26 protein-coding genes are annotated in these 25,670 nt (G+C 55.7%); 11 read left to right on the top strand and 15 right to left on the bottom strand.

Going from position 1 to position 25,670, the window contains the following annotated elements:
• Nucleotides 1-99 precede the first annotated feature (99 nt).
• The 10 genes from MKY58_RS25615 to MKY58_RS25570 all read right to left on the bottom strand — a co-directional run bounded on the left by MKY58_RS25615 (nucleotide 100) and on the right by MKY58_RS25570 (nucleotide 8,946).
• Nucleotides 100-417: a thioredoxin family protein gene (locus MKY58_RS25615; RefSeq protein WP_212949767.1), complete on the bottom strand. Its 318-nt coding sequence runs from the start codon at nucleotides 415-417 to the stop codon at nucleotides 100-102.
• 2 nt (nucleotides 418-419) lie between these two features.
• Nucleotides 420-791, bottom strand: coding sequence for a MerR family transcriptional regulator (locus MKY58_RS25610; protein WP_339322592.1), 372 nt, complete (start codon nucleotides 789-791; stop codon nucleotides 420-422).
• A gap of 80 nt (nucleotides 792-871) precedes the next feature.
• Complete coding sequence (locus tag MKY58_RS25605; RefSeq protein ID WP_339322591.1) at nucleotides 872-1,546, bottom strand: serine/threonine protein kinase; 675 nt, start codon at nucleotides 1,544-1,546, stop codon at nucleotides 872-874.
• 168 nt (nucleotides 1,547-1,714) lie between these two features.
• Nucleotides 1,715-4,879 (bottom strand): efflux RND transporter permease subunit, encoded by a 3,165-nt coding sequence (locus MKY58_RS25600; protein WP_339322590.1) that lies wholly within the window; start codon nucleotides 4,877-4,879, stop codon nucleotides 1,715-1,717.
• Nucleotides 4,880-4,947: 68 nt separating this feature from the next.
• Nucleotides 4,948-5,868: a TetR/AcrR family transcriptional regulator gene (locus MKY58_RS25595; RefSeq protein ID WP_339322589.1), complete on the bottom strand. Its 921-nt coding sequence runs from the start codon at nucleotides 5,866-5,868 to the stop codon at nucleotides 4,948-4,950.
• A gap of 249 nt (nucleotides 5,869-6,117) precedes the next feature.
• Nucleotides 6,118-7,002: an RNA polymerase sigma factor SigJ gene (gene sigJ, locus MKY58_RS25590; RefSeq protein ID WP_339322588.1), complete on the bottom strand. Its 885-nt coding sequence runs from the start codon at nucleotides 7,000-7,002 to the stop codon at nucleotides 6,118-6,120.
• Nucleotides 7,003-7,135: 133 nt separating this feature from the next.
• Nucleotides 7,136-7,603, bottom strand: a complete 468-nt coding sequence (locus MKY58_RS25585) for a carboxymuconolactone decarboxylase family protein (protein WP_339322587.1) — start codon at nucleotides 7,601-7,603, stop codon at nucleotides 7,136-7,138.
• Nucleotides 7,604-7,672: 69 nt separating this feature from the next.
• The gene (locus MKY58_RS25580) at nucleotides 7,673-7,987 is read right to left on the bottom strand and encodes a multidrug efflux SMR transporter (protein ID WP_339322586.1); all 315 of its coding nucleotides are present in this window, start codon (nucleotides 7,985-7,987) and stop codon (nucleotides 7,673-7,675) included.
• Nucleotides 7,987-8,331: a multidrug efflux SMR transporter gene (locus MKY58_RS25575; RefSeq protein WP_339322585.1), complete on the bottom strand. Its 345-nt coding sequence runs from the start codon at nucleotides 8,329-8,331 to the stop codon at nucleotides 7,987-7,989. Before MKY58_RS25575 ends, MKY58_RS25580 begins: the two co-directional genes overlap by 1 nt.
• Before the next feature lie 27 nt (nucleotides 8,332-8,358).
• Nucleotides 8,359-8,946 carry a TetR/AcrR family transcriptional regulator gene (locus MKY58_RS25570; RefSeq protein ID WP_339322584.1) on the bottom strand — a complete coding sequence of 196 codons (588 nt, stop codon included), beginning with the start codon at nucleotides 8,944-8,946 and terminating at the stop codon, nucleotides 8,359-8,361.
• A 314-nt stretch (nucleotides 8,947-9,260) separates the two neighbouring features.
• On the opposite strand from MKY58_RS25570, the gene cls reads away from it, so the two are divergent.
• A complete protein-coding gene (gene cls, locus MKY58_RS25565) occupies nucleotides 9,261-10,766 on the top strand; it encodes a cardiolipin synthase (RefSeq protein WP_339322583.1) in 1,506 nt (501 codons plus the stop codon).
• A gap of 136 nt (nucleotides 10,767-10,902) precedes the next feature.
• Nucleotides 10,903-11,733, top strand: coding sequence for an ABC transporter ATP-binding protein (locus tag MKY58_RS25560; protein ID WP_212949778.1), 831 nt, complete (start codon nucleotides 10,903-10,905; stop codon nucleotides 11,731-11,733).
• 95 nt (nucleotides 11,734-11,828) lie between these two features.
• Here MKY58_RS25560 and MKY58_RS25555 read toward each other — a convergent pair whose 3' ends face one another.
• A complete protein-coding gene (locus MKY58_RS25555) occupies nucleotides 11,829-13,346 on the bottom strand; it encodes a phospholipase D family protein (protein WP_339322582.1) in 1,518 nt (505 codons plus the stop codon).
• A gap of 226 nt (nucleotides 13,347-13,572) precedes the next feature.
• On the opposite strand from MKY58_RS25555, the gene fni reads away from it, so the two are divergent.
• The 3 genes from fni (at nucleotide 13,573) to MKY58_RS25540 (ending at nucleotide 16,451) form a co-directional block, all read left to right on the top strand.
• Complete coding sequence (gene fni / locus MKY58_RS25550) at nucleotides 13,573-14,643, top strand: type 2 isopentenyl-diphosphate Delta-isomerase (protein WP_339322581.1); 1,071 nt, start codon at nucleotides 13,573-13,575, stop codon at nucleotides 14,641-14,643.
• 265 nt (nucleotides 14,644-14,908) lie between these two features.
• A complete protein-coding gene (ychF, locus tag MKY58_RS25545; protein ID WP_339322580.1) occupies nucleotides 14,909-16,009 on the top strand; it encodes a redox-regulated ATPase YchF in 1,101 nt (366 codons plus the stop codon).
• 211 nt (nucleotides 16,010-16,220) lie between these two features.
• On the top strand, nucleotides 16,221-16,451 hold the full coding sequence (locus MKY58_RS25540) for a hypothetical protein (protein ID WP_339322579.1): 231 nt from the start codon (nucleotides 16,221-16,223) through the stop codon (nucleotides 16,449-16,451).
• A gap of 122 nt (nucleotides 16,452-16,573) precedes the next feature.
• On the opposite strand, the gene MKY58_RS25535 is transcribed toward MKY58_RS25540, so the two are convergent.
• From MKY58_RS25535 to MKY58_RS25520, 4 genes are read right to left on the bottom strand one after another with little or no spacing between them, the layout of a single operon-like run.
• A complete protein-coding gene (locus MKY58_RS25535) occupies nucleotides 16,574-17,680 on the bottom strand; it encodes a DUF4097 family beta strand repeat-containing protein (protein ID WP_339322578.1) in 1,107 nt (368 codons plus the stop codon).
• Nucleotides 17,677-18,198: a hypothetical protein gene (locus tag MKY58_RS25530; RefSeq protein WP_339322577.1), complete on the bottom strand. Its 522-nt coding sequence runs from the start codon at nucleotides 18,196-18,198 to the stop codon at nucleotides 17,677-17,679. The genes MKY58_RS25535 and MKY58_RS25530 overlap by 4 nt, the downstream gene beginning before the upstream one ends.
• Nucleotides 18,195-18,617, bottom strand: coding sequence for a zf-HC2 domain-containing protein (locus tag MKY58_RS25525; RefSeq protein WP_036706349.1), 423 nt, complete (start codon nucleotides 18,615-18,617; stop codon nucleotides 18,195-18,197). Before MKY58_RS25525 ends, MKY58_RS25530 begins: the two co-directional genes overlap by 4 nt.
• Nucleotides 18,614-19,180 carry an RNA polymerase sigma factor gene (locus tag MKY58_RS25520; RefSeq protein ID WP_197069897.1) on the bottom strand — a complete coding sequence of 189 codons (567 nt, stop codon included), beginning with the start codon at nucleotides 19,178-19,180 and terminating at the stop codon, nucleotides 18,614-18,616. The genes MKY58_RS25525 and MKY58_RS25520 overlap by 4 nt, the downstream gene beginning before the upstream one ends.
• A gap of 189 nt (nucleotides 19,181-19,369) precedes the next feature.
• Between MKY58_RS25520 and MKY58_RS25515 the strand changes: the two genes are divergently transcribed.
• The 6 genes from MKY58_RS25515 to spoIIR all read left to right on the top strand — a co-directional run bounded on the left by MKY58_RS25515 (nucleotide 19,370) and on the right by spoIIR (nucleotide 25,535).
• Complete coding sequence (locus tag MKY58_RS25515; RefSeq protein ID WP_339322576.1) at nucleotides 19,370-19,789, top strand: SH3 domain-containing protein; 420 nt, start codon at nucleotides 19,370-19,372, stop codon at nucleotides 19,787-19,789.
• Nucleotides 19,790-19,983: 194 nt separating this feature from the next.
• On the top strand, nucleotides 19,984-21,051 hold the full coding sequence (prfA, locus tag MKY58_RS25510; RefSeq protein WP_036706357.1) for a peptide chain release factor 1: 1,068 nt from the start codon (nucleotides 19,984-19,986) through the stop codon (nucleotides 21,049-21,051).
• Nucleotides 21,052-21,076: 25 nt separating this feature from the next.
• Entirely contained in the window at nucleotides 21,077-22,030 is a 954-nt protein-coding gene (prmC, locus tag MKY58_RS25505; RefSeq protein ID WP_339325249.1) for a peptide chain release factor N(5)-glutamine methyltransferase, read from the top strand.
• A gap of 88 nt (nucleotides 22,031-22,118) precedes the next feature.
• Complete coding sequence (locus MKY58_RS25500) at nucleotides 22,119-23,348, top strand: FtsW/RodA/SpoVE family cell cycle protein (protein WP_339322575.1); 1,230 nt, start codon at nucleotides 22,119-22,121, stop codon at nucleotides 23,346-23,348.
• A gap of 95 nt (nucleotides 23,349-23,443) precedes the next feature.
• On the top strand, nucleotides 23,444-24,628 hold the full coding sequence (locus MKY58_RS25495) for an FtsW/RodA/SpoVE family cell cycle protein (protein WP_036706360.1): 1,185 nt from the start codon (nucleotides 23,444-23,446) through the stop codon (nucleotides 24,626-24,628).
• A gap of 160 nt (nucleotides 24,629-24,788) precedes the next feature.
• A complete protein-coding gene (gene spoIIR, locus MKY58_RS25490; protein ID WP_339322574.1) occupies nucleotides 24,789-25,535 on the top strand; it encodes a stage II sporulation protein R in 747 nt (248 codons plus the stop codon).
• Nucleotides 25,536-25,670: the final 135 nt, after the last annotated feature.

The following is a 25,670-nucleotide window of genomic DNA, read 5'->3' as shown; positions in this document are numbered from 1 at the left end:
AGCGGCGTGGGCCGCGGACTTTTTAATCGGCGCCGAGGGCGTCTAAAAAAGTCACGCGCTATATATCTGCAAGGGCTCTTTATTGTTGGCCGGTCGCTTTCAGCCGTGTTTGGAGAGAACTTGCTCATACACGCTTTTCGGCCGCAAGCCGACCAGTTTCTCTACGGGCTCTCCGTCCCGGAACACGATCACCGTCGGCACGGACATCACCCGGTACCTGCTTGCCGTCTCCGGGGATTCGTCGCAATCTACTTGCAGAAAGCGGACCTGACTTCCTTGTTCGTTCGACAGCTCGCCCAGCATGGGCAGCAGCGTTTTGCACGGAGGACACCATTCCGCTCCGAATTCCACAAGCGTGGTTCCTTCCGGTTGGATGCGTGCCGCAAACGTCTCATCGTTGACGGTTTCGATGCTCATCGTTATTCCTCCCGACCAGATATGGACCGCTCGAGCAGGATGGCATCGATCCGTTCGGTCAAGTTCTGCCGGATGTTCGTCAGCAGCTCGATTTGTTCGTCGATGTCCTGGAGCTTCTGCCGGTAGATTGGCAGCACCTCCTCGCAGAAGGCTTCCTTGTTTTTCAGCACGCACTGCAGGATGCCGGCAATCTCATCGGTTGACAGCCCCAGATTCAAATACAGCTGAATCGAGCGCACCTGCTCTACGGCAAACGGGGCGTACTCCCGGTATCCGTTATCTTTCCGGAACGGCGACAGCAGGCCCTTTTGCTCGTAGTAACGAAGAGAGCGGATGCTTGCTCCGGTCAACGACGACAACTCTCCGATATTCACCGTGAACTCCTCCTTCCTGCCCGGGGTATGTTTATTGTAAAGCCTGACATTAATGTGAGGGTCAAGAGGAATCTGTCGCCTTATTTTTTGTAAAACAGCTTTCGAATCCGTTCCGCAAACTCCTGCAGGTTGATGTTGAGCGGGTCCAGGCGGTTGTATGCGGCTTTGACCGCCTCAAGCAGCCATAGCGGGAGCTTTCTGCCCTCCAAAAGCGGATACACGTTGTCGTAAGCCCACAGCAGATGCTCCCAACGTTTGTCGTTCCCGCTTTGGATATATTCGGACACATCGAGCACTTTCCCCCGGCCATTCTGCATAAGCACGTTTTTGAGGTGAATGTCCCTCGGGTTCAGTCCGTTCCTCCGAACCAGATCGCGTGCCGCCTCCACGTCGTCGATCACCTGCCTTGGGACCGGGATGCCGTAGAGCAGGCAGTCGTACAAGGTCGTTCCTTCCTCGCGGCTGATGACGACGTAACGGTCGCCGGCGCCGTAATAGACGGGGAAATACGGAATGCCCTCAAGCTTATGGTATACCTCGGTTTCCGCCTGTTTTTTCGGCAGCGCGGGTTCGGTATAAAGTTTGTAGGCATAAGCGGGAAGGGGCTCATATACAAACACCGCGGCGTCGGTTCCGACGCCGATGCAGTACAAGTCGTCCGATTCGCCGACGATGGATACGGGATCGTTATCTCCCTGCTTTAGCACTTCCATGCGGGATAATGCCGGTTCCGCCTGTTTCCATTCTTCGTTCATCATGGCCGCCTCCTTGTGCTGCGGATTTTTTTCATTTTACTGCAAGCTGCAGGCCGATACAAACTTGATGGGCCGGGGGAATGGCCCTGGCGGAGTTACGATAAAAGGACGCGCCCCTCCCGCTCGGGGAAGAACGCGTCCTTATTGGTTATGCTGCGTTTTTTGAAATTAATCCTCTATCTTGGGTCTGCGGAACTTCATCAGGAATTCGTATACGACCGGCACGATGACCAGCGTCAGCAGGGTGGAGCTGATCAGGCCGCCGATCACGGTAATGCCGAGGCCCCTCGAAATGATGCCCGCGCTGCTTTCCAGCCCGGTGACGAGCGGGAGCAGGGCGCCGATGGTGGCGAGCGCGGTCATCAGAATCGGACGCAGACGGGTTGCGCCTGCTTCCAGCAGCGCTTCGCGCGTCGACAAGCCTTCGCGTTCCTTGTGAATGACCCGGTCGATCAGGACGATCGCGTTGGTGACGACGATGCCGATCAGCATGAGCGCACCCATAAGCGAAGATACGTTCAGCGTTTCTCCGCCGAGCCACAGGCCGACCAGCGCGCCGATGATCGTAAACGGCAGGGAGAAGAGGATCGCAAACGGCGCCAGACCGCCGCCGAATGTCACGACGAGCACGAAATACACGATCGCGACGGCCGCCGCCATGGCGAGGCCGAGCTGCGTAAAGGTGTCGTTGATCTGCTCGGTCGTGCCCCCGAATTTGACCTCCACGCCGTCCGGAAGATTGATTTTGTCAATGCCCTTCTGCAAATCGGCGGATGCCTTGCCCACGTTGCTTGATACAATGTTCGCCGTGACGTTGACGACCATTTTGCCGTCCGTGCGCGTAATCGTATCCGGAGACGTGCCTTTTTCCGCCTTGGCGACGTCTTTAATCGGCACGTTCATGCCAAGAGGGGATGCAATCGTTTCTTTTTCGATGTCGCCGATGCTCTTGTAATCTTTGCCGTCCGTTTCGATGTACACTTTGTATTTTTTGTTTTCGACCTCAACCTCGGTCAGCACCGGCTTCTCTCTTTCCGGACTCAGCTTCATGGCGATTTGCCCTGCCGTCAGCCCCAGGGAGCTCAGCTTTTGCTGGTCGGCGATGATCGTGTACTGGTCATAGGCTTTGGACAGGCTCGTTTTTGCTTTTTCGAAATTGGCTTTGTCCGCTTCGACCAGCTTCAGGATTTGATCGGCCACCGGCTTGATGTCCTCCAGGCTGTTGCCGAAGACGCTGACGTTCAGCGAGCTTCCGCCCAGGCCGCCCGCCATGTCCATCGTGGCCCATTCGCCCTTGGCGACTTGTTTTTTCAGTCCTTCGATGAGGTTCTTCTTCACGTTTTCGAAATCTTTGGTGTCTTTTTTGTATTCGATATAAAAGAGCCCCGAATTGGAGGAGCCGCCGCCAAGCGGATTGCCGCTGCCGCCGACGGAATACTGCATTTTGTCGACGTCAGGCTGTTGCAAAATGTATTTTTCCGCATCCAAGGCGCGTTTTTCGACGGTTTCCAGCTGAGCGCCAGGCTCCGGAGAGTACGTCACCATGACGTATTTGTCCTCCTGATCCGGCAGGAAGCTTGTTCCGATGAGCGGCGTCAGGAAGCAGCTCGCCACAAGCAGAATCACGGCCAGGCCGAAGGTGAGCAGCTTATGCGAAAGCGACCAGTTCAGGATGCGCTGATAGCCGCGGGCCATTTTGCCGGGCTTGTCATGGTCATGCTTCTTCGATGCTTTGATGCCTTTGCGGAACAAGGAGTGCGCCATCATCGGCACGAGCGTGATCGCCACGAGCAGGGAAGCCAGCAGGGCGAATACCATCGTCAGCGCAAACGGCAGGAACAGCTCGCCGACCATGCCGCTGACGAACGCAAGCGGCAGGAAGACCGCGATCGTCACGATCGTCGACGACATGATCGGGATGAACATTTCGCGCGTGGCTTCGCGAATCAACTCGCGTCCGCGAAGTTTCTCGCCGCTGCTGCTCATCCGGCGGTAAATATTTTCGATGACGACGATCGAGTCGTCGACGACGCGCCCGATTGCGACGGTCATGGCGCCGAGCGTCATCACGTTCAAGGTAATGTCCAGTCTCCACAGGATCAACAGCGCGATCAGCAGGGAGAGCGGGATCGACAGGATCGAAATCAGCGTCGAACGGATGTTTCTCAGGAAGATCAGGATGATGATTACTGCGAACAAAGCGCCGAATACCGCTTTGCTCATCATCGTGGACACGGCGTCCTCGATCGGCTTGCCCTGGTCGAGCAGAACCGTCAGGTGCATGCCCTTGAACTCGCTTTCCAGGGCCTTCGCTTTATCCTTAACGGCGTTTACCACTTCGACGGTGTTGGCGTCGTTGTCCTTGACGATCTGCAGGCCGATTGAAGCCTTGCCGTTCGTGCGGGATACCGACTCGGCCTTGCCGATGACCTGGATGTCGGCGATATCGCTCAGTTTGACCGTCGGAATGCCGGCCGCCGCAAGTCCTTGCCCGGCTGCGCCGCCGGTCATGCCTGCACTGGCGCCTCCGGCAGGCGGAGCGGCATTGCCCTGCGCACCGGCTGCTCCGGAGGCTGCGCCTCCCGCGTTAGGGATGACGGGGATGGCCAGGTTTTTCAGGTCGTCCAGCGTAATGACGTTGCCGTCGACGACAACGGCCTTCGAGGATTGATCCAGCGTGAACAAGCCCAGCGGAACGTGGATCGAAGATCCTTGGACGATGCCTTTGACGGTGTCCTCGGAAAGGCCGAGCTGGGCCATTTTTTCTTTGTTAAACTTCAGCTTTACTTCCTTGACGTATTGCCCCGAAATCGAGATGGAGGCGACGCCCGGGATTTTTTCCAGTTCGGGCTCTACCTGATTTTCGATATTGCGGGTCAGCTTCTCCAGATCGTCCGAATCGTCGGAGGCGCTGAGGGACACGACGGGGAACGAATTCATGCTGAATTTGGAGATGGTAGGCTTCTGGGCGCCGTCCGGCAGTTTGACCTCGTTCAGCGCTTCGCGCACGGCCGCCGTCGCTTGGTCGAGGTCCGTGCCGTAATCGAATTCCATCGCGATGTTGGCCGCGTTTTCCATCGACGTGGAAGTGACGGTTTTGACGCCGTCGACGTTGCGCAGCCGCTGCTCCAGCGGTACGGTCACGTCCTGGACGACCCCTTCGGGGGCAGCGCCCGGATAAACCGCGGTCACGCTAAGGAACGGGATGTTGATGTTCGGGATGGTTTCCTGTTTCATCGCCAAGCCGCTGTACAATCCGGCTGCCGCGACGATGACGGTCAGAATCCAGATCGCAAACTTGTTGTTCAATGAGAAATTAATGATTCCTTTCATCTCGCAGGTTTCTACTCCTCTCTATTTACCTTCCAAGTATGGGGTGTAGCCAAAATCGTCATGTATTTTCATAGCTGCTCGGCTCGGGAAACGATGTAAAGCTCGTAAATTTCCTTCAGTTCCTTGTTCAGCGGCCCAAGCTCCCGGATTTGTTCCAGGTTGCTCATCATGCCGGTCAGAATGGCTTTGCGCGGCTCGATGTCGAGCAGTTCCTGTTCCATGATTTCAATGGAATCGAGGGCAAATTCCTTTCTGGCCGCGTCGATGTCGGCAACTTTGAGCCTATCCTTCATTTGTTTCGTCACCATAAGCGGATGGCGCGGACGGTCCGGGCTTGTCATGTACTTATCCAGCCATTGGGACCACGTCTCGGTGGCGATCATCGGCTCCATTTGCTTGCGGAGCGTGCTTGCCGCCACGTCGTCCAGCAGCATCACAAGGCGTTCCGCCATCCGGCGGACGTTCAGCGGCAGCCCCGGGATCATGAGCATCCGGATGTATCCGCCGAGCATGCCGGTCACAAACAGCGTCAAATCCATGGCGTGGGGCACGATGTCCTTCCCATAGATGACGGCCAATTTGTCGTGGAACCATTGCAGCGCGTGGACATGCTTTTCGCGGATGCATGCTTCCAGGGCCGGCTTTTTGCCGCCCATATGCTGGTCATGGAGCTGCATGATCGCAAACTCCCTAAGCTCGACCAGACGGTTCAGCAGAACTTCGACCTGCTTTTGAAGCTGTTCCTTCGGAGTCAGAAGATGCTCCTGCTCCACCTGCATGACGCTGTCGCGGATCATTCCTTCGCAATACGAATAAATGCTTTGTTCAAGCTCTTCCTTCGATTTGAAGTGCAAATAAAGGCTTCCCTTGGACATCCCGCAATACTCGGCGATTTCCTGCATGGACGTGGACGAGATCCCTTGGGTGGAAAACAGCTGCAGGGCAGTCTTCAAAATCTGTTTCTTTTTGTCCGCCAATTTCTCAGACAAACGAACGTTCACTCCTTTCTGAACACTTCGGTTCTTAATCTGACCGTGTAGTCAAAAAAATTATATTACAAAAGGAAGGGGGGATTCAAATTTGCGTCTTTGGCCCGTTTTTGGGCCGACGGGGATTCCCTTAACGTTAGAGGAGCAGACTGATCTAAGAATGAGGATTCCTGCATCCGCGGAGCAACAATAGAAGCCATGAAGAGCTTCTTCATGGCTTTTTTGTCGCCTGATAAAGGGGCGTTTTTATTACGTTCGCAAGTGAACTAACTTGTGCGGGTTTTTGATCATATACACATGCCGCAGCCGATCCCCCGATTCGGTAAAACGGAAGCAAACTGCCGCTTTCGCTCCATGGCCGTCCGTAAACACGATGGCCGTTTCGCCGTTCAGCTCGGTGATTTGCCTGTTCCAGATCCGCATATCCCGATAAGCCTTCGGTGAGCAAAACAATCTCAGGATGCGGTCGCGGCCGAAAATCGGCCGGATGGCCGTCCGTGCCACGCCTCCCCCGTCGGAAATAAGCACCGCGTCTTCCGCCAGAAGTTCAAGCAGCGCCTTCGAATCGTAGTGAAGAAAAGCGTCCGCAAACCGCTCCACGGCTGCCCTTTGCCGCTCGGTGCCCGGCGGGGATGCAGGCTTTTCGTTTCCCTGAAGCTGCCGTTTGGCCCGGCTGAGTATTTTGCGGCAATTGGCTTCCGTTTTGCCCGTCATGTCCGCAATTTGCCCATACCCGTATTCGAACACTTCCCGCAGCAGAAATACCGCCCGTTCGATCGGGCTAAGCCGCTCCAGCATGAGCAGATAGGCGTAGGAGAGCGTATCCTTTTGCTCCGCTGCAAGCTCGGGCAGCTCGGTGGATGCCGCGATGGGCTCGGGCAGCCATTCGCCGATGTATTCCTCGCGGGTTTTCCTCGCGGAACGCAGCAGGTTCAAGCAACGGTTCGTCACCGATTTGGCGATATAGGATTTCATATGGTTAATTTCCGCCGGGTCCTTGTCCGCAAGCTCGGCGAATACGTCCTGGACGATATCCTCGGCATCGGCGTACGTGCCCAGCATACGGTAGGCGATGGACAAACCGTAGGTCCGATAGGTCCGGTAAAGCGTTTCGAATGCCGCCGTATTCGTCATCTCCAGCCTCCCTCTTTTCGTTATTGTACGGGTATGATACATTTCTGCGCCCAAGAGGGATCAACCTTCCGTGCAATGAAAAGAAACCCTGCACCTTCGCTAAAAGGGCAGGGTTTTCGATTCCGCGAACCGATTAAGCTTTAGCGTTCTCAGGCTGCGAGAAGCATCCGGGGAACAAGCCCGTCGAAATCGCCACCCGGTTCCAGCCGTTGATCGTGTTGATCGTCAGAATCAGCTCCATGAACTCTTTTTCGTCAAAATACTTCCGGGTTTCCGCATAGACGTCGTCCGGCACGCCCTGCTCGGAGATCTTCGTCACCGCTTCGGCCAGGGCAAGCGCCGCCCGCTGCCGCTCCGTAAAAATCGGCGCCTCGCGCCATGCGCTAAGGAGTACGATATGATTCAAATAGTCCCCGTGTTTCATTAAATCCTTGGCGTGCATATCCAGGCAAAACGCGCAGCCGTTGATTTGCGAGACGCGGATTTTGATCAGCTCCTGCAGGACGATATCGATCGAAGTGGCCGAACTGGCCTTTTGCAGATTTCCCAACGCTTGGAATACATGCGGATTTACGGTCCGGTAATTTAATCGCATGTTCATTTCCGTTTCCCTCCTCGTCTTGTCGTTCCATATAGGAAGACAAAGAGGACCTTCATTTTGTGACACCCATTACGAAATTAATTTCAAACCTACCGCCGAACCGAGAATCATCGCGATAAAAAGCATGCGGCGCCATTCCTTCGGCTCCCCGAACACAAACATGCCCACAAGCGTGCTGCCCACGGTCCCGATTCCGGTCCATACGGCGTACGCCGTCCCCATCGGCAGGGTATTCATCGCGAAAGACAACAGGGAAAAACTTGCGGCGAAAGCGGCGAACAGCAGCAAGTAGGCGGTCCAGCCTTTTTTCTGCGTTACGCCCTTGATGCCGATGACGCCGAAAATCTCGCTGATCCCGGCAAGCACGATCGCTGCCCAAGCCATTACGCATCCGCTCCTTTCTTGGCGCCTTCATCCGCCGTAATCAACTTCAATCCGATGACGCCTGCCAGCAGCACGAGAATCAGCAGCGTTTTCGGCCAACTGAACGGCTCCCCGAAGACGAGCATTTCCGTAACGACCGTGCCGGCCGTTCCAAGACCGGTAAAGACGGCATATACCGTCCCCACGGGAAGATGATTCGATGCTTCGATAATGAGATAAAAGCTGACCGCGATCGCGGCAATCGTCAGAATCCATTCCAACAGGTTAGTGGAGTGTTTCAAGCCCGAAACCCACAGCACCTCGACGACGCCGCCCAAAATAACGTACAACCAATTCCGGTTCATGTTGATCCCCTCCTCTAATCATTCCTTCTAGGCTTGCGAAGCTTGAATGCCTGCCCAGAAAATAGGCCAGGATGCTTTCAGTCTCCGCTTGGCGCTGGCCATCCCGCTGTACACCATCTCGATCATAATGCCGTCCACCAAGGTCATATAGGCCACCGAGGCATCCTCGGGATTGGCGATGGGTGCGGTCCCGTCCGCCTTCCCTTGCTCCATCAGCCGCAAAACGCGCCTTTCCATGGAATCCAAAAAGGGATAAATCAGTTTCATGACTTCGTCGTACAAGGAAGAAGGCGGAAAAAAGGACATTCGAAGCACGAATTTGCTCTCGCTGCTGCGGTTGTATTCCTCTTGAAGAAAGGCCAGCAGCCCGGACAAACGCCGATCCAGCGGCTGGTCCTTCCGGCTGATGAAAAAGCGGGTAATTCGCCGCTTTTCTTCTTTCAGCGCGTTTTTGAGCGAACAGAGGAACAGGTCGTCCTTCCCCTTGAAATGGGCGTATATGGAAGGCTTTTTGATCCCGACTTCTTCGGCTATTTTCTGCAGCGAGGCCCCTTCGTAACCATCCTCCGCAAAATGCGCCAGCGCGGTTTCCAAAAGCATTCGTTTTGCATTCATAAACATCGCCTCCATTAAAACTACCTAACGGTCGTTAGGGACATCATTTCACGAATGCAGCCGGTTGTCAAGACCGCCGATGCATCTTTTTGATCATTGCCTTGAAGAGGCGTCCTTATCTGCGTCAAATTTTTCTGTTTAAGAAAAGGGATGGCCCCCTTTCAAATCCCGTTTTTTAAACTGTTTTTTATCGCGGGATCTATAGGAAGATGGCGTCACTTCATGTAGAATAGAATTTGCTGGCTGTACCTGGATTTTCGCCAAATTCCGGAACAGGCCGCGCTTTTGGAAAAGCGGACGAATCGGGGGAAGAGATGAGAAGGGCTATACAGGCTGTACTTATTGCGGCTTTATTATTTGTCTTTTATTACGTCGGATTCGGGTTTTTCGGCAAAACGGCAGGCACGATCGTCAGCATATTTTCGACCCTGACCGTCGTATCGCTCGGATTCATGATATTTATGGAGAACAGAAACCCTTCATCGACGATGGCGTGGATTTTGCTGTTGGCGCTGGTGCCGGTCGTGGGGCTGTTTTTTTACCTGCTGTTCGGGCAAAACTACTTCAAACGCCGCAAATTCGACAAAAAGGCCGAGCAGGATTCGAAAATCTACGAGATGCTCGAGGAAGGAAGCGTCCGCATTCAGCAGGACCTGTCGGATTTGAATCCGATGCAGCAGCAGCTGCTGAAGCTGTCCCAGAGATTGGCGAGGACGCCGATTTCGTTTTCGAGCGAAACCCGCATTTTGACCAACGGCAAAGAAACCTTCTCCACGCTGCTGCAGGAGCTGGAAAAGGCCAAACATCATATTCATATGGAGTATTACATTTACCGGGCGGACGATATCGGGACCCGGATTCAGCGGATCTTGATAGAAAAAGCCAAAGCCGGCGTCCACGTGCGGTTTATGTACGATGCCTGGGGCAGCATGCAGCTGCCGAAGTCGTTCCTGAGGGAGATGGCCAACGCCGGGGTCAAGGTTGCGGCATACGGAAGCTCCAAAGCGTTTTTCCTGTCGAGGGTCAACTTTCGCAATCATCGTAAAATCGTCGTCATCGACGGGAACGTGGGGTTCATCGGCGGTCTGAACGTCGGGGACGAATATTTGAGCCGCAATGCCACCTACGGCTTCTGGCGGGATACGCACATGTCCGTGAAAGGCGAAGCCGTCCGGACGCTGCAGATCATTTTTCTCCAGGACTGGAACTACATGACGGGGGAACAGGTGCTGGAGGCGGAATACCTTTCGCCGCTTCTGGCGGAACGGAACAGCGGGGCCGTCCAGATCATTCCGAGCGGGCCGGACAACGACCGCCGCGCGCTCAAAAATATATTTTTCTCCATGATCACTTCCGCGCAAAAATCCGTGTGGCTGGCGACGCCGTACTTCATACCGGATGAGGACATCCTCACCTCCCTGCGGGTGGCGGCCATGTCGGGCCTGGACGTTCGCATCCTGTTCCCGGCAAAACCGGATAAATGGCTGCCGTTTCTGGCATCCCATTCCTATTTCCCGGCACTGCTGGACGTCGGCGTGCAAATTTACGAATACGAAAAAGGGTTCCTGCATTCCAAACTGCTCATCATCGACGGCGAAGTGGCCACGATCGGCACGGCGAACATGGATATGCGGAGCTTTCATTTGAATTTCGAGGTGAACGCGCTGCTCGTGCAGACGGAAAGCGTGAAGCGGATCGTATCGGATTTTGAGCGGGATCTCAAATCGACGAAGCAAATCGTCATGGACAAGTTCATGAAAAAGAAAATTCCCGAACGGATTCTGGAGTCGCTCGCCCGCCTGATGTCCCCGCTTTTATAGCGGGGCGGGCAAGCCCGCCGTATTGACATTGGTTCCGGGACATTTTATATTTGTGATAATGATTATCATTTGCTGCCTGGCGGAACTTTGGCTTGGATGGCGATCAAAAGAACAGAGAATGGGGAGGTAACCGGCGATGACGCTTTTGCAAACCGAGGCGCTGACACTCAGTTACGGAGATACGGAAATTATTAAGGACCTCAGCCTTCAGATTCCTGAAGGAAAGGTGACCGTGCTGATCGGCAGCAACGGATGCGGCAAATCGACGCTGCTGCGCTCGCTGGCCCGCCTGCTCAGACCGAAAAGCGGATCTGTGCTTCTGGACGGCAAGGAAATCCACCGCACATCAACCAAAGAGGTAGCAAGAAACATGGCGATTTTGCCGCAGGGGCCGACGGCTCCCGAAGGACTCACGGTGCTGCAGCTGGTCAAACAAGGCCGATATCCGCACCAGTCCTGGCTGAAGCAGTGGAGCGAGGAGGACGAACGGCTTGTGCGGGAAGCGCTGGAGATGACCGGGCTTACCGACATCGCGGAACGCACGGTGGATTCGCTATCCGGCGGCCAAAGACAGCGGGCGTGGATCGCCATGACGCTGGCGCAAAATACCGATCTTATTTTGCTCGACGAGCCGACCACATATTTGGACCTGAACCATCAGATCGAAGTGCTCGATCTTCTGTACGAGCTCAATCGCGAACAGGGCCGCACTATCGTCATGGTGCTCCACGATTTGAATCTGGCCTGCCGTTATGCCGACCACATGATCGCGGTCAAAAACCAGGGCGTATTTTGCGCCGGGGCACCCGAAGACGTGCTGACGCCTCAGATGGTCAAGGAAGTGTTTTACATGGACTGCATGATCGCGGAAGACCCGATTTTCGGCACGCCGATGTGCGTACCGCACGGCAAAGGCCGCCTGTGCGGCGACCGCTGCCAGTTTAAGTCCGTTTGCGAGCAACCATAAAAACGCCATAAAAAAAGGTGTCCCGCCCGGCGGAACGCCTTTTTTGCATGCTTCCATGTCGGCGGGGGAATACCGGGGGTACCGTAATACCACCGTCAATAGGTGGTGTAACGGACCGCCTTCTGGACGCGGTAAATGAGATTTTCGTACCAGGTGGTGCGGTAGGCGCCGAGATCGAGGCTGAAGGAGCCGTCCCGGTTGTTCCATAAGCGGTCGAAATAATGCTGCAACTGCAAATCCAGCGGCGAGCCCGCCGGCATGGAAACCCACAGGTCGTTTTCCAGGTTGTAATCGTCCAGGTTGCGAGGGGTCATGTTTGCGGCGCCGCCGATGATGACGGAATGTCCGGTCGGCTTTTGGATGTACATCATTTTCGTATGGAACTGCTCCTGCGTCGTATGGTACCAGCGGATGGAGATGCTCCCTTTTGAACGTTTGGTTAGCATGGGAGCGATCTGCCGGTTCGGAATCCCGATTTTTTTCTGTCCGAAGGCGTTATTGTTCGGATCAAGCACCAGGCGGACGTCCACGCCGCGCGCCGCCGCGGACAGCAGGGCGTTCACCACCTTTTTGTCCTCGATGTAAAACATGCCCATCCACAGCGTATCGTCCGGCTTTGCCTTCTCGATCTCCTGCAGCACGTATTTGTACGTTTTGCCTTCCGTTACATACCGGACGCCGATCGGCCCCCGGTTTTTTCCTGCGTGTTCATCCGGAATGTACCGCGGAAGCTTGCCTCCCTTCGATAAGTCGACCGCGCCCTGTTCCGACGCGAGAATATCCTGAATCACCGGACCCTGCACTTCCAGGGCCACATTGGAATGATAGGCGCTGGCGTCGTGGACGTTGCCCGAAAGGACGAGGGCGTTTTTTTCGCTAACGACGACTTTTCGGTGGTTTGCCTTCACGTTTAACAGCTTCAAGTAGGAGCGGACCGTCATTTTCGGAGCTTTGTTCGCCATCAAATTCGGCACCCATCCTTGGCCGGATTCGCCGAACCATTGCATAAACGTGCGCCATACCGCCGAATAGACCGGATTTGGGTCGCGCAGCGGATTCAGTTCCGTCACCACGACCCGGATCCCGGCTGCCTTCAGCCGTTCCAGCAACGGGTTGGGAGCGGAGCCGTATTCCGTGTTGACCGGGTCGGTAATCATAACGATGTCCATGGCGGGGAACGCCTTTTTGTGGCGTATGAGGTGATCGGTCAAATCTTCGCTGACCTTCGGAAAGTTTTGGCCCTTATGGGTGTAGTTGTTGAACAGGAACAAGTCGATCACGAGAAACCGCCGGGACTCGTCCACGATTTCATGGATGCGGTCCTTGATCTGCTGCTCGCTCACCACCCTGCCGGACGGATCGGGGTAGGTCAGGTCATAGAGAAACCGGACGTTGTTCACGTAATAAAGCGGGCTTTCGTGGGAAAGGCCCGGAGGGAGCGGTTTATGGGTCTGGTATATGACCACGCATACGAGCCAGAGCACGAGGAGGGCCGACAAAGCCGTGGCCCAGCGGCCTTTGCGCCGCTTTCCGCGGCGAAGGCTTTCGGATCGGTTGTCTGAAGAGGGGGGATTCGCCCCGTAAGCCGCGGCACTGTCCGCCTTTTGTCGCATGTGTCATCCTCCGTTTCGGCTGCTTTTTACGCGTTCCGTCCGTTTTTTCAAATCCACCTTCTAGTCTGGACTAAAAAGGCGCCGGTCATGAATCGGATTTGAACTAAAGGGTTAGAAATGAGATGATAGGAGAATATTTTGGCGGACGGATGCGTAATCTACGGGTTCATATTCGGCCGGATCACATGTGTATGGCCAAGCGGGAAGATGCGGAAGGGGGATCGCGATGAGCGATAATCATACGGGCAAAAAATCGCTTTTGCCGGAAATCGCAACGGGAGAACGAAAAATCGAACATGTGCGGATCAGTTTGACGGAGGATGTCAGCGGCGTAGGCGTGACGTCCGGACTGGAAACATACCGCTTTCGCCATTGCGCGCTGACGGAGACGGATTTTGAGGCCATCAGCCTGGAGACCTCCTTTTTGGGCAGGCCGGTGCGCACGCCGCTGCTGATCAGCTCCATGACGGGGGGAAGCCAAGCGACCGGGGCCATAAACGAACGACTTGCCGCGGCCGCAGAGGCGCGGGGCTGGGCGCTTGGAGTCGGATCGGTGCGCGCCGCCGTAGAGCGGGAAGAGCTTGCATACACCTTCCATGTGCGTAAACATGCCCCCACGATCCCCGTCATCGCCAACCTGGGAGCGGTGCAGCTCAACTACGGCTTCGGGGCGGAGGAGTGCCGCCGTGCGGTCGACATAGCGGGAGCGGACATGCTGGTGCTTCATTTGAACGGATTGCAGGAAGTGTTTCAGCCCGAAGGCAATACGAACTTCAGCGGATTGTTGTCCAAAATCGAGCATGTATGCCGGCAGCTGGAGGTTCCGGTCGGGGTCAAGGAAGTCGGCTGGGGCATCGACGGGGAGACGGCGGTGCTGCTTTTGGAGGCGGGCGTGAAATTCATCGACGTCGCCGGAGCCGGAGGCACCTCCTGGAGCCAGGTCGAAAAGCACCGCAGCCAAGATCCGATGCGAAGAAGAGCGGCCGAGGCCTTTGCCGGGTGGGGCAATCCGACGGCCGAATGTGTCGCGGAGATCCGGAAAACCTCGGCGGAAGCCGGGTTGATCGGCAGCGGCGGCCTCCAATCCGGCGTGGATGCCGCCAAGGTGCTTGCGCTTGGGGCCGACCTGGCCGGGTACGGGCGAAGCATGCTTGGCCCGGCCGTGGAGTCGGAGGAGGCGCTGCATGCGGTGCTGGCCCAAGTCGAGTTTGAGCTGCGCACGGCCATGTTCGGGATCGGCGCGGCCGATATCGCCGCGCTGCGGGCGACCGACAGGCTGGTCCGGATTTCGCCGTGACGGCTGTCTGCACCAGCTTTCCGCCCTTTTGTGGAAGGGATCATGGCGTTTGGCGCGAACCTCCGCCGCATCGGCGGGGAATCGGTTCCTTATCTTGATGCCCCCAAGGTTCTAATATATAATGGGTAGGATTGAGAGGCTGCGCATTTGCAGCGAAGTAACGAGGATTCGCGTATGTGTTTTTTTAATAGATGAGGGTTTGCAGCATCCTTCAATTCATTCAGGCTTAAGCCTAGTCCAATATGAAATAGGAGTGTCATCATCCATGGCTTTGAAAGCAGGTATCGTGGGACTGCCGAACGTCGGCAAATCCACTTTGTTTAATGCGATTACGCAGGCGGGAGCCGAATCCGCCAACTATCCGTTCTGCACGATCGACCCGAACGTCGGCGTCGTCGAGGTGCCGGACGAGCGCCTGGACAAGCTCACCGAACTTGTGCAGCCGAACAAAACCGTGCCCACCGCATTCGAATTCGTGGATATCGCGGGCCTGGTCCGCGGCGCCAGCAAAGGCGAAGGGCTTGGCAACAAGTTTCTGGCCCATATTCGCGAGGTGGACGCCATCGTCCATGTCGTCAGATGCTTTGAGGACGAAAACATTACGCACGTCGACGGCAAGGTCGATCCGGTCAGCGACATTCAGACCATTAATTTGGAGCTGATTTTGGCCGATCTGGAGAGCGTGGACAAACGGATCGACCGCGCCCGCAAAAACATGAAGGGCGGCAACAAGCAATACGAGCAGGAGATCGCCATTCTGGAACGCGTCAAAGAAGCGTTGTACAACGATCAGCCTGCGCGCAGCGTGGAGCTGACCGAAGACGAGAAGGTTGTGCTGCGCGATCTGCATCTCTTGACGATGAAGCCGGTTCTTTATGCGGCCAACGTCAGCGAGGACGGGGTATCCGACGCGGACAACAATCCTTACGTGCAGCAGGTCAAAGATTTCGCGGCGGCGGAACATGCCGAAGTCGTGCCGATCAGCGCGAAAGTCGAAGCGGAAATCGCCGAGCTGGAGGGAGAAGACAAGGCGATGTTCCTGGAAGAGCTGGGCCTTGAGGAATCCGGCCTGAACCGCCTGATCAAAGCGGCTTACCGCCTGCTCGGCCTGTATACCTATTTCACGGCCGGGGTTCAGGAAGTACGGGCGTGGACGATCCGCAAAGGAACCAAGGCGCCGCAGGCTGCAGGCGTGATCCACTCCGACTTTGAACGCGGATTTATCCGGGCCGAGGTCGTATCCTACGATGACCTGATGGCCGCCGGCAGCATGAACGCGGCCAAAGAGCGCGGCCAGCTCCGCCTCGAAGGCAAAGACTACGTCGTTGCCGACGGCGACGTGATGCATTTCCGGTTTAACGTGTAAGAAGAGTTCGACATATTAGGCTGTCCCGACAGCGCACTGCACCCGATTGCTAGTCAATTAGCGAAAGAGTTCAGTTTGCCCGGGGGCAGCCTTTTTACATCTCTTAGTCTGGCTCCGGGCAAGGCAACGCCCGAAATGAACGGAATGGGTGTCACGGTGATCGGACACCATAGGAGTACATGGACATCTGGTTAAAAAGGGGGAGGATCCGTTGAGCGACGACATCAGTATTTGGACGCTAAAGAAAATGCCCATGCAGGAAGTCATTCAATATATCGAGCAGAACAGCACGCCCGCATATCGGGCGCGGATGGCCAAAATAAACCAAGCCGATTATGAGCGGCTGCCGTCCGAACAAGCCCAGGACAAGCTGGCGGCCGCCATTTCGAAGATGAGCGAGCAGGAATACACCGATTACTTGTTGGAGCTGGTCGATGAATAAAGAATGAACGACGGGGCCTGCAAACAAAAAGATCGGCCTAAACGAGATGAACAATCTCGATAGGCCGATCTTTAATTTTACGAACGAATAAAATGAACATCTCCTGTAAAGGCGGCTAAAGGTTACTCTCCATAATTGACCTTGATGCTCCCGTTGGATGTCGACAGCACGACTTGGTGGGAACCGTCCCCGACCACGGCCTGTTTATGTTTATCACCGCCGTCCTCGGTCCACGGAACACTGCCGCTGATGGATGAGTTGGTGGTTTTGGCCTTGATTTCGGCGCTTGTGTTTTCGGGAACCTTCAGGTTAATGCTGCCGTTCGTGCTGCTTAAGGTCCAGTCGCCGCCAATGGCGGATGTTCCCCGGATCGCTCCGTTGGTCGTCTTGGCGGTGACCGCGCCGGCGACCCGTTCGATCGTAAGGGCCCCGTTGGTCGACTTCGCTTGGGCGGAGCCGCCGATGTCCTTCACGCGAACCGCTCCGTTTGTCGTCGAAGCGGACACGCTGCCTTTGATTTCCTCCAGCGTAATGGACGAGTTGGTGGTTACGGCCGTGAAGCCGGCGTCCATTTGTTTCCCGGTCACCGAGTCGTTTTTGGTATGAACCTCGACCTCAAGCGATTTCGGAACCGATACGTTCAAATAATCATCCGGGATGAAGCCGAAATTAAACCAAATTTCAGGATTGTCTTCGAGCGAAAGGACGAGCGTGTCTCCCGACGAACTGACCTTCCATCTTTCTTTGGCTTTGAGGTCGGCATCTTCCTGATGTTTGGCGTCCCGGAAACGAAATTTTCCGTCGTAGGTCAACTTGGCGTCTTCGGTGCCGGTGACGTTGATCTTCCCGTGATCGACCATGATTTCGACGCGTTTGATGCTGCTCCCTATTTCCTCCTGGCCCCGAATGGCGCTGACATATCCCCGGTTGAACAAGCTGCTTACATCGGGAACCACGGTCTGAACCATGCTGACCAGCAGCAGCAGAATCAGGATCGTGACGCTGAATCCGCCGAGACGGACCCTTCTTTCGGAGTGGACGATATTGGCGATGACCACCTCGACGCCAAGCAGAATCAGCAGCATGGGCCAAACGTATTTGAGCGCTTCAAACGAAATGATGTTATTGAATTGCAGCAAAACGATCACGCCGATGCCGATCAGGCCGATGGCAGAAGTCCATCGGCCGACCTTGACGGGCGGAGGCGTTTGATTCACTTGGGGGTTCATAAAGATTCGCTCCCTCTACGATCGGGTTTTTTTAGCAACAGCCGCAGGCCGTAGCCGATTAATGCGACGGCGAGCAGGACGCTGGCCGTGTTTTGCTGAAGCAGCCAGTGCCAGAGCGCGGGGAAGATGGTCATGAGCAGTACCGCTGCCCCTACGATGACGCACCCGATCCCGGTCCAGACCGGATTCAGCTGGTTTTCCCGCGGATATCCGCCCATTGCCATCAAATCCTGCATCGTCCAAGGATACCCGAAGGTTTCCTGCCCCATCATCATGCGTTCCTGCTCCAGGGCTGCGGCTTTCATCCAGGCGGCTTTTTGCAGCGCGTCGAACAGTTGATAGAACCACAGAATCGCCAGAGCGAACGAGAAAATCATCGGAATGGACGGAATCAGGATGATGCAGGCTGCGGCCCCGATCATCATTTGCAGTCCTTGTTTGGTGAAACCCAGGTACAGGTGTCCGACGCCCGGAATCATCGCGAGCAAAAACGTCAGCCATCTACTTTTTCTAATCATCGTTTACCCTCCTTAAATATATGATCCACGGAATCGGAGAAGATTTGCGTCGCCTGGGTGATGCCTGAGCTTACGTGTTCGAACACGTTGAATTGGAACAGGAAGAAGGCCAGGCAGGCCGCTACCCCAAAATGGGCGATCATCGATCTTCGGGAATCCCTCGGCTTCAAACGCGAAGTCTGGCGCGTATATAGAGGCGGCATCTGCCGGATTTCATCCATGATGTCCGCCGTTAAATCGGGAAAGTCGTTCGTTTCTCCAGGCTGTTGCCAGATGAGGGCCATTTCCTGTACCTCCTTGTGCCATGCCTGGCAGGCAGGACAGGTACGGAGGTGCTGTTCGATGAAAAGGGAGGATTCGTGAGGAAGTTCCCCTGCGGTATAAGCCCCCAGCTGGTATTGGATCAATTCGCATTTCATCGTAATTCCTCTCCTTTCTTTCGCATCATCGCCCTTGCACGGTACAGCTGCGATTCCACCGTTTTGGCGGTGATCCCGCGCCTCTCGGCAATTTCCTGATAAGAGCATTGTTCAAAATAATACATCCGGACGGCCGACCGGTACGGCTCCGCCAATTCGTCGACCATCCTTCGGATCCGGCTGCTTTTTTCTTCGGACAGTACGATTTGTTCCGGGGTCTCGCTTGTAACCCAATCGTTTTCGTTGACTTCCCCGGGACTCCGCCGCGCCTGCTCGCGCTGCTGCGCGCGCTTCCAGTCGAGACATTTGCGGACGGCGATCTGGTACAGCCAGGTGGAGAAGGAGGAATCCTCGCGGAAGGCGGGAAGGGCCGAATAAGCCTTCATGAAGATGTCCTGTGACAAATCCTTGGCCGACGTATCGTCGGACGTTATTTTAAGGCACACGTGGTAAACCATGTTTTGGTACCGCTGCACCAGGTATTTGTAAGCTTCCGGATGGCCGGCCTTGACGGCCCGGACCCATTGCAACTCTTCCAGTCTTCTCCCCTCCTCCCGTTTCATTTCGTTAGACGCCCCGCGCGAAACGAACCCTGCAAGATTTTTAAAAACTTTTTTTTAATTCTACCCTAAGGCGGAAGGGTGCTGTATTTGTTTTGAATGATCTTGCGGCTGGCCTTTGCTTGCTTTCCATTTTGGCATACAATGAGGTTTAAAATGCTAAGCGAACATGAAGATGTTAGGGAGGCAGGCATGAGTCAATTCTATAGCGTACATACCCGGCACCGCTCCAATTATCCTCACCCGATTCGCCTGATCCAAGGTCAGACGGTCGTGCTCGGCCGAATCGACGATGATCCCGAAGGCTGGAAAAACTGGAGATACTGCTACACCCTTGACGGCGGCATGGAGGGGTGGGTGCCCGAGCAAATCATCGAAAAAAACGGGACGGAAGGCAGGATCACCGAAAACTACTGCGCGCATGAACTCGATGTCGACGAAGGCGACACGGTTGAACTGTTTAAGGAACTGAACGAATGGGGATGGTGCCGCATGGCGAGCGGGCAGGATATGGATGGATTCCGGTGCGGAACCTTGAACCGTTGGCACCGCACTCAACCCGGGAAGCTTGAATCCCGGCTATTTCAGAGTTCAGTAGGGCCACTGTTTTGAAGCTGGAAAAAATACATGTTCCATGTTATAATAAAAAGTCGTCTGTCCATGGTGTGCTAGCGAAAGGATAAACGGCTTTTTCTTCATATGATACCAAAAAAACAGCCCCACAAAGTGACGCGTGATGTCTGAAGCTTATTCCGATTGCTTTGCGGGGGCCCGGAATATATTAAAAACAGGAGAGGTGACCCCCCTTGTTGGACCGATTGCAAGCCTTGGCAGACCGCTATGAAAAACTCAGCGAGCTGCTGTGCGACCCAGATGTTGTGAACGACAGCAAGCGACTTCGGGAATATTCGAAGGAACAATCCGACTTACAGCCTGCTTACGAGGCTTATACCGAATATAAAACCGTAACGGAAGAGCTGGAGGCCGCCAAAGCGATGCAAGGCGAAAAGCTCGATGACGAGATGCGCGAAATGGTCAAAATGGAAATCGAGGAGCTGTCCTCGCGGCAGACCGAACTGGAAGAACGCATCCGCATCCTGCTGCTTCCAAAAGATCCGAACGACGACAAAAACGTCATCGTCGAAATCCGCGGCGCGGCGGGCGGCGACGAGGCGGCGCTGTTTGCGGCCGACCTGTACCGCATGTACACCCGCTACGCCGATACCCAAGGCTGGCGCGTGGAGCTGATGGAAGCGAACATGAACGATCTCGGCGGCTTCAAAGAGGTTATCTTCATGATCAACGGCCGCGGCGCCTACAGCAAATTGAAATACGAAAGCGGAGCGCACCGCGTGCAGCGCATCCCGGCAACGGAGTCGGGCGGCCGGATCCATACGTCGACGTCGACGGTGGCGGTCATGCCTGAAGTCGAGGATATCGACATCGAGATTCTCGACAAGGATATCCGCGTGGACACGTTCTGTTCCAGCGGCGCGGGTGGACAATCCGTCAACACGACCAAATCCGCCGTGCGGGTTACGCATATCCCGACCGGAATCGTGGCGACCTGCCAGGACGGTAAATCGCAAAACTCGAACAAAGAAAAGGCGCTGCAGGTGCTGCGTGCCCGCATTTTCGATATGAAACGCCAGGAAGAGGAAGCGAAATACGCCGGCGAGCGCAAAAGCAAAGTCGGCACCGGGGACCGCAGCGAGCGGATCCGGACCTACAACTTCCCGCAAAGCCGGGTGACGGACCACCGCATCGGCCTGACGCTGCATAAGCTCGATCAGGTGATGAACGGCGAAATCGAAGAAATCATTTCCGCGCTGAACATCGCCGAACAGGCGGAACTGATGGAAAAAGGGGAATAACGCTTTGCATGATGCCACGTTCGTGATGACGCCAAAGCAAACGATACGGGAAGCCTTCGTTGAGGCTTCCTCTTTTTTAAGCGGGTGCGGCGTAACCGAACCCCAGCGCAGCGCCCAGCTGCTGCTTGAGCATGTGCTGGGGCTGGAAGGGGCCGCCTATTACATGGCGCTGGCCGAGCCGTTCCCGGCGGAGCGCCGCGAAGCTTGGGAGCGCGCGGTGTCGCGCCGCGGGGCCGGGGAGCCGGCGCAATACATTATCGGGATGCAGGAATTTTACGGCATCCCGTTTGAGGTAACGCCGGCCGTGCTCATACCGCGGCCGGAAACGGAGCTGCTCGTGGAGGCCGTGCTGACGCAGGCCGGACGTTTATGGCCGGAGGGCGCCGCGCGAAGCGGCGCTCCAGGCGGACCCGATGCCTCCGGTGAAGGGGCATCGGGCAAAAACGGCGCCGAGCGGCGGCTCGAGTGCGCCGACATCGGCACGGGCAGCGGCGCCATCGCGGTCACGCTGGCGCTGCACGCCCCGCGCTGGCATGTCCGTGCCAGCGACATCTCGGCAAGCGCGCTGCAGGTGGCCGCGCGCAACGCCGCCGCAAACGGCGCGCAGGTTGCCTTCCTGGAAGGCAACCTGCTTGAACCGTTTGCGGGGGAATGGTTGGACATTCTGGTGTCCAACCCGCCGTACATTCCTGCGGCCGACATTGCCGGCCTGCAGCGGGAGGTGCGCGACCACGAGCCGCGCACCGCACTTGACGGCGGCACAGACGGACTCGCGCCGTACCGCCTCATGATGGAGCAGCTGACGCTGCTCCAGGCCCCGCCCCGGCTCATCGCCTTCGAGCTCGGGCAGGGGCAGGCCCGCGAAGTCGCGCAGCTCCTTCGCGCCGCCGGCCATTGGGACGAAATCATCATCGTCCCTGACCTCGCCGGCATCGAGCGCCACGTGATCGGCGTCTCCAACGTGCCGCGCCTGAGGTAAATTTTTCTTTGCATCCGGTTTAAACTACAATAGAGGTATTGAGGCTTGGGGAATTTCGCCAAATCCAAAACATATTGGAGGATGCCGCATGCTGCAGAAATTCAAACGCATGGACATGTCCATCATTTTCATCCTGCTTGCGTTGATGGCGTTCAGCTTGCTTTCCATCTACAGCGTCACGGCCGGCAGGCCCAAAATCGGACATTATTCGGAGCGAATGGCCGTTTATTACGTGGTCGGATTCGCGGCTTTTTTGAGTTTCTCGCTGATCAGCTACAAGCTGCTGGTCAGGTATGCCTTATATATCTATTTGTTCGGCCTGATGCTGCTCGTGCTGGTGCTGTTATTCGGCAACGAATATTACGGGGCCAAAGGGTGGATCACGCTTCCGGGCGGGCTCAGCCTGCAGCCGGCGGAATTGTTCAAACTGTTTCTCACCATTTTCATTTCCTTCCTGCTGGTCCGCAAGCGCAAAAACAAACTGCTGTTCTGGCGGGACGTGGTCCCGCTCGGCCTTGTCACGCTGGTTCCCTGGGCGCTGGTGATGCTGCAGAACGACCTGGGCAACGCCCTCAGTTACATGGTCATTTTGGCGGGGCTGCTGTGGGTCGGCAACATCAAATATTCGCATGCGTTTATCGCGCTGGCGATCGCCTCTGCCGCCATTTTCGGGGGCATTCAGGCTTACATCCATTATCATGACAAGGCGGTCAAACTGATTAGGGATGATCTCGGCAAAAAACACTGGATCGCCCGGTTCGACCCGTGGCTGGTGCCGGATCTCGCCTCCCGCGACGTCAGCTGGCAAACGTACAACGCCAAGCTGGCCATCGGTTCGGGAGGCATCGAAGGCAAAGGGTACATGAAAGGCACGACGATCCAATCGGAGCGCGTGCCGCTGGCTTATGCCGACTCGATTTTCGTGCAGATCGCCGAGGAATACGGCTTTATCGGCTCGTCGGTGCTGCTGCTGCTTTATTTTATCCTGATCCACCGGATGGTGCTGATCGCGGCCGATTGCCGCGACCGGGCCGGGCCGTATTTGATCACGGGCATCATCGCGATGTTCGTTTATCAGATATTCGTCAACATCGGGGCTTTTATCGGCCTGATGCCGCTGACCGGGATCACGCTCCCTTTTATCAGTTACGGGGGGACCTCGCTGGTCATCAATATGGTGAGCATCGGGGTTGTTATGAGCATCCGGATTCATGGGCAAGAGGAGGAAGAGCCGTTTCCGCTTCCGGAAAGCATGGAGAAAGGCGGCCGGTACGGCCGTTTGCTCCGGCGTCTTCGCGATGGATTTAACAGGAATTGAATATGGGGCTGCTATTCCATTACAATAGTACAGTGAGTTTTCGGCAAGGATCACGGCAAGAAGGGCGGGAGAGGCCCGCATCAGGGGGATAGCAGATGCTTCAGAAGCTAAAAAAAGTGGATTACGTCGTCGTCTTTATACTTATGATTTTCATGGGCGTCAGCATCATGGCAATATACAGCGTTACTACGGATACCAAGTTCGCAGGCTCCCACATCAAAATGCTCCAGTATTACATCTTGGCTTTTGTCGTTTTTTTCGGGCTGGTGTTACTGGATTATAAGTTGCTCGTCAAGTATGCGTTATATATTTATTTGTTCGGCAACGCGTTATTGGTCGCGGTCAACTTTTTGGGATCGGACGTAAACGGGGCCCAGGGCTGGTTCAAATTCGGAGGATTCAGCCTGCAGCCGGCCGAGCTGTTCAAGCTCATTTTGATCATATTCCTGACGTATTTGTTGATGAAAAGGCCCAAACCCAAGCTTTCCCTATGGAGGGACGTGCTGCCGATCGGGGGGCTGACCTTTATTCCGTTTGCGCTGGTTATGATCCAAAACGACCTTGGGAACGCGCTCAGCTATGTGCTCATTTTGCTCGGGCTGCTGTGGGTTGGGAACATCAAGTTCCTGCATGCGTTTCTGGCCCTCATTATTTTGGGAGCGGTCGCCGTCGGCGGGATTTTCTCTTATATTCACTTTCATGACAATATCGAAAAATTCTTGAAAGACATCGGGCGAGAACATTGGACGGAACGGATCGACCCTTGGCTGGTTCCGGACAAAGCGACGGCCAAAGCCTCGTACCATACGAAAAACGCCAAACTTGCCATCGCTTCCGGAGGCATGATGGGCGAAGGGTACATGCAGGGGACGTCGGTCCAGTCCGGCCGCGTGCCTTACACGTATTCCGACTCGATTTTCGTAGAAATCGCGGAGGAGTTCGGGTTTGTCGGATCGTCGGTCGTTCTGCTGCTGTATTTCATATTGATTCACCGCATGATCCTGATTTGCCTCGAATGCCGGGACCGGGCAGGGCCGCTGCTGATCGTCGGGGTCGTGTCGATGATGCTTTACCAGATTTTCGAAAACATTGGCGCCTTTATCGGGCTCATGCCGCTGACGGGGATTACGCTGCCGTTTATCAGCTACGGCGGTACGTCGCTGCTCATCAATATGGCCAGCATCGGCATCGTGATGAGCGTGCGCGTGCACGGCCACGAGGTGAGCGAGGATATTTTCGCCCCGGCGCCGCAGAAAGCTGCGGCCGCCAAACAGGCCTGACACGGACAAGTGGACCGTTTTCCCTGACCTTCAAAGGTAATGGGAGAACGGTCTTTTGTACTATTTCGCTAGATTCATAGATTGCCAGGTTTAGACTCTATCATTTCCGGCCATACTGGTCAGTATCATAGCAGGATTTGATAGAGGGGGCATGAACGGCATGTGGAATCATAACGAAAAAGGAGACCGTCTCCGGTCTTTGGTGAAGAATACCGTCATTATTTTTTGTATCTTATTGATGCTCGCCATGACTTGGGAAGCGCAAAAAACGGACGCGGCCGTCGCCGGCGGGCCGATTCCGGGGGAATCGATCCGGCTGCGCATCCTGGCCAATTCCGATCATCCGGACGACCAGCTCGTCAAGCGGCAAATCCGGGATGCGGTGGTAGAGCAAATGGATGCCTGGGTACAGGATTTGGAGGATCCGCAAAGTCTGGAGGCCGCTCGCGCAACGATCCGCGAACATTTGCCCGAGCTTCATGACTTGGTAGGCAGAGAGCTGGAAGAGCGGGGGATCGGCTACGGTTACCGCGTGGAACTCGGCGTTGTGCCTTTCCCGACGAAATTGTACGGGGGCACCGTGTATCCTGCGGGAAACTATGAAGCGCTGCGGATCACGCTGGGCGAAGGCAAAGGCCAGAACTGGTGGTGCGTGCTGTTCCCGCCGCTTTGCTTCATCGATGCGGGAAGCGGCGACGCGGCGGCAAAACCCGCTGCGGCGAAAGCGGAATCGTCCAAAGAGTTGTCGGGCAAAACGAAAAAAACGTCCTACAGCCCGGGGGAGCCGGGAAGCCAATCCGCAAAAGCCGCAGATCAAGCGCCGGTCAAAGCATCCGAACCGGAAGTCCGCTTTTTTCTCTGGGACATGCTCGAAGGGATCTTCAGCTGGTTCAAGGCTTTGTTTTGACATTTTCGCATCCGGCGTTTTCCGGACGGCGGCCCGGGCGGGAGATACAACCATCGTTTCAGGTGTGATAAGATAAGGAATGGATAAACCATTTCATCGGTCAAACGGCTCAACTTCATAATCACGGCAATATGC

Origin of the sequence: Paenibacillus sp. FSL W8-0194 (assembly GCF_037969745.1) — a bacterium.
GTDB classification, from domain to species: Bacteria; Bacillota; Bacilli; order Paenibacillales; family Paenibacillaceae; genus Paenibacillus_AQ; species Paenibacillus_AQ cookii.
The sequence above is the reverse complement of the archived record's forward strand: the minus strand, read 5'-3'. Positions and strand labels throughout refer to the sequence as shown.

Coding starts and splice junctions, on each gene's coding strand:
- cls (WP_339322583.1), top strand. CDS start 9,261: ATGAGAAGGGCTATACAGGCTGTACTTATTGCGGCTTTATTATTTGTC.
- MKY58_RS25600 (WP_339322590.1), bottom strand. CDS start 4,879: ATGAAAGGAATCATTAATTTCTCATTGAACAACAAGTTTGCGATCTGG.
- fni (WP_339322581.1), top strand. CDS start 13,573: ATGAGCGATAATCATACGGGCAAAAAATCGCTTTTGCCGGAAATCGCA.
- MKY58_RS25525 (WP_036706349.1), bottom strand. CDS start 18,617: ATGAAATGCGAATTGATCCAATACCAGCTGGGGGCTTATACCGCAGGG.
- MKY58_RS25535 (WP_339322578.1), bottom strand. CDS start 17,680: ATGAACCCCCAAGTGAATCAAACGCCTCCGCCCGTCAAGGTCGGCCGA.
- sigJ (WP_339322588.1), bottom strand. CDS start 7,002: ATGACGAATACGGCGGCATTCGAAACGCTTTACCGGACCTATCGGACC.
- ychF (WP_339322580.1), top strand. CDS start 14,909: ATGGCTTTGAAAGCAGGTATCGTGGGACTGCCGAACGTCGGCAAATCC.
- prmC (WP_339325249.1), top strand. CDS start 21,077: ATGACGCCAAAGCAAACGATACGGGAAGCCTTCGTTGAGGCTTCCTCT.
- MKY58_RS25575 (WP_339322585.1), bottom strand. CDS start 8,331: ATGAACCGGAATTGGTTGTACGTTATTTTGGGCGGCGTCGTCGAGGTG.
- spoIIR (WP_339322574.1), top strand. CDS start 24,789: ATGTGGAATCATAACGAAAAAGGAGACCGTCTCCGGTCTTTGGTGAAG.
- MKY58_RS25580 (WP_339322586.1), bottom strand. CDS start 7,987: ATGGCTTGGGCAGCGATCGTGCTTGCCGGGATCAGCGAGATTTTCGGC.
- MKY58_RS25605 (WP_339322591.1), bottom strand. CDS start 1,546: ATGAACGAAGAATGGAAACAGGCGGAACCGGCATTATCCCGCATGGAA.
- MKY58_RS25520 (WP_197069897.1), bottom strand. CDS start 19,180: ATGAAACGGGAGGAGGGGAGAAGACTGGAAGAGTTGCAATGGGTCCGG.
- MKY58_RS25570 (WP_339322584.1), bottom strand. CDS start 8,946: ATGAATGCAAAACGAATGCTTTTGGAAACCGCGCTGGCGCATTTTGCG.
- MKY58_RS25530 (WP_339322577.1), bottom strand. CDS start 18,198: ATGATTAGAAAAAGTAGATGGCTGACGTTTTTGCTCGCGATGATTCCG.
- MKY58_RS25500 (WP_339322575.1), top strand. CDS start 22,119: ATGCTGCAGAAATTCAAACGCATGGACATGTCCATCATTTTCATCCTG.
- MKY58_RS25555 (WP_339322582.1), bottom strand. CDS start 13,346: ATGCGACAAAAGGCGGACAGTGCCGCGGCTTACGGGGCGAATCCCCCC.
- MKY58_RS25515 (WP_339322576.1), top strand. CDS start 19,370: ATGAGTCAATTCTATAGCGTACATACCCGGCACCGCTCCAATTATCCT.
- MKY58_RS25560 (WP_212949778.1), top strand. CDS start 10,903: ATGACGCTTTTGCAAACCGAGGCGCTGACACTCAGTTACGGAGATACG.
- MKY58_RS25495 (WP_036706360.1), top strand. CDS start 23,444: ATGCTTCAGAAGCTAAAAAAAGTGGATTACGTCGTCGTCTTTATACTT.
- MKY58_RS25615 (WP_212949767.1), bottom strand. CDS start 417: ATGAGCATCGAAACCGTCAACGATGAGACGTTTGCGGCACGCATCCAA.
- MKY58_RS25585 (WP_339322587.1), bottom strand. CDS start 7,603: ATGAACATGCGATTAAATTACCGGACCGTAAATCCGCATGTATTCCAA.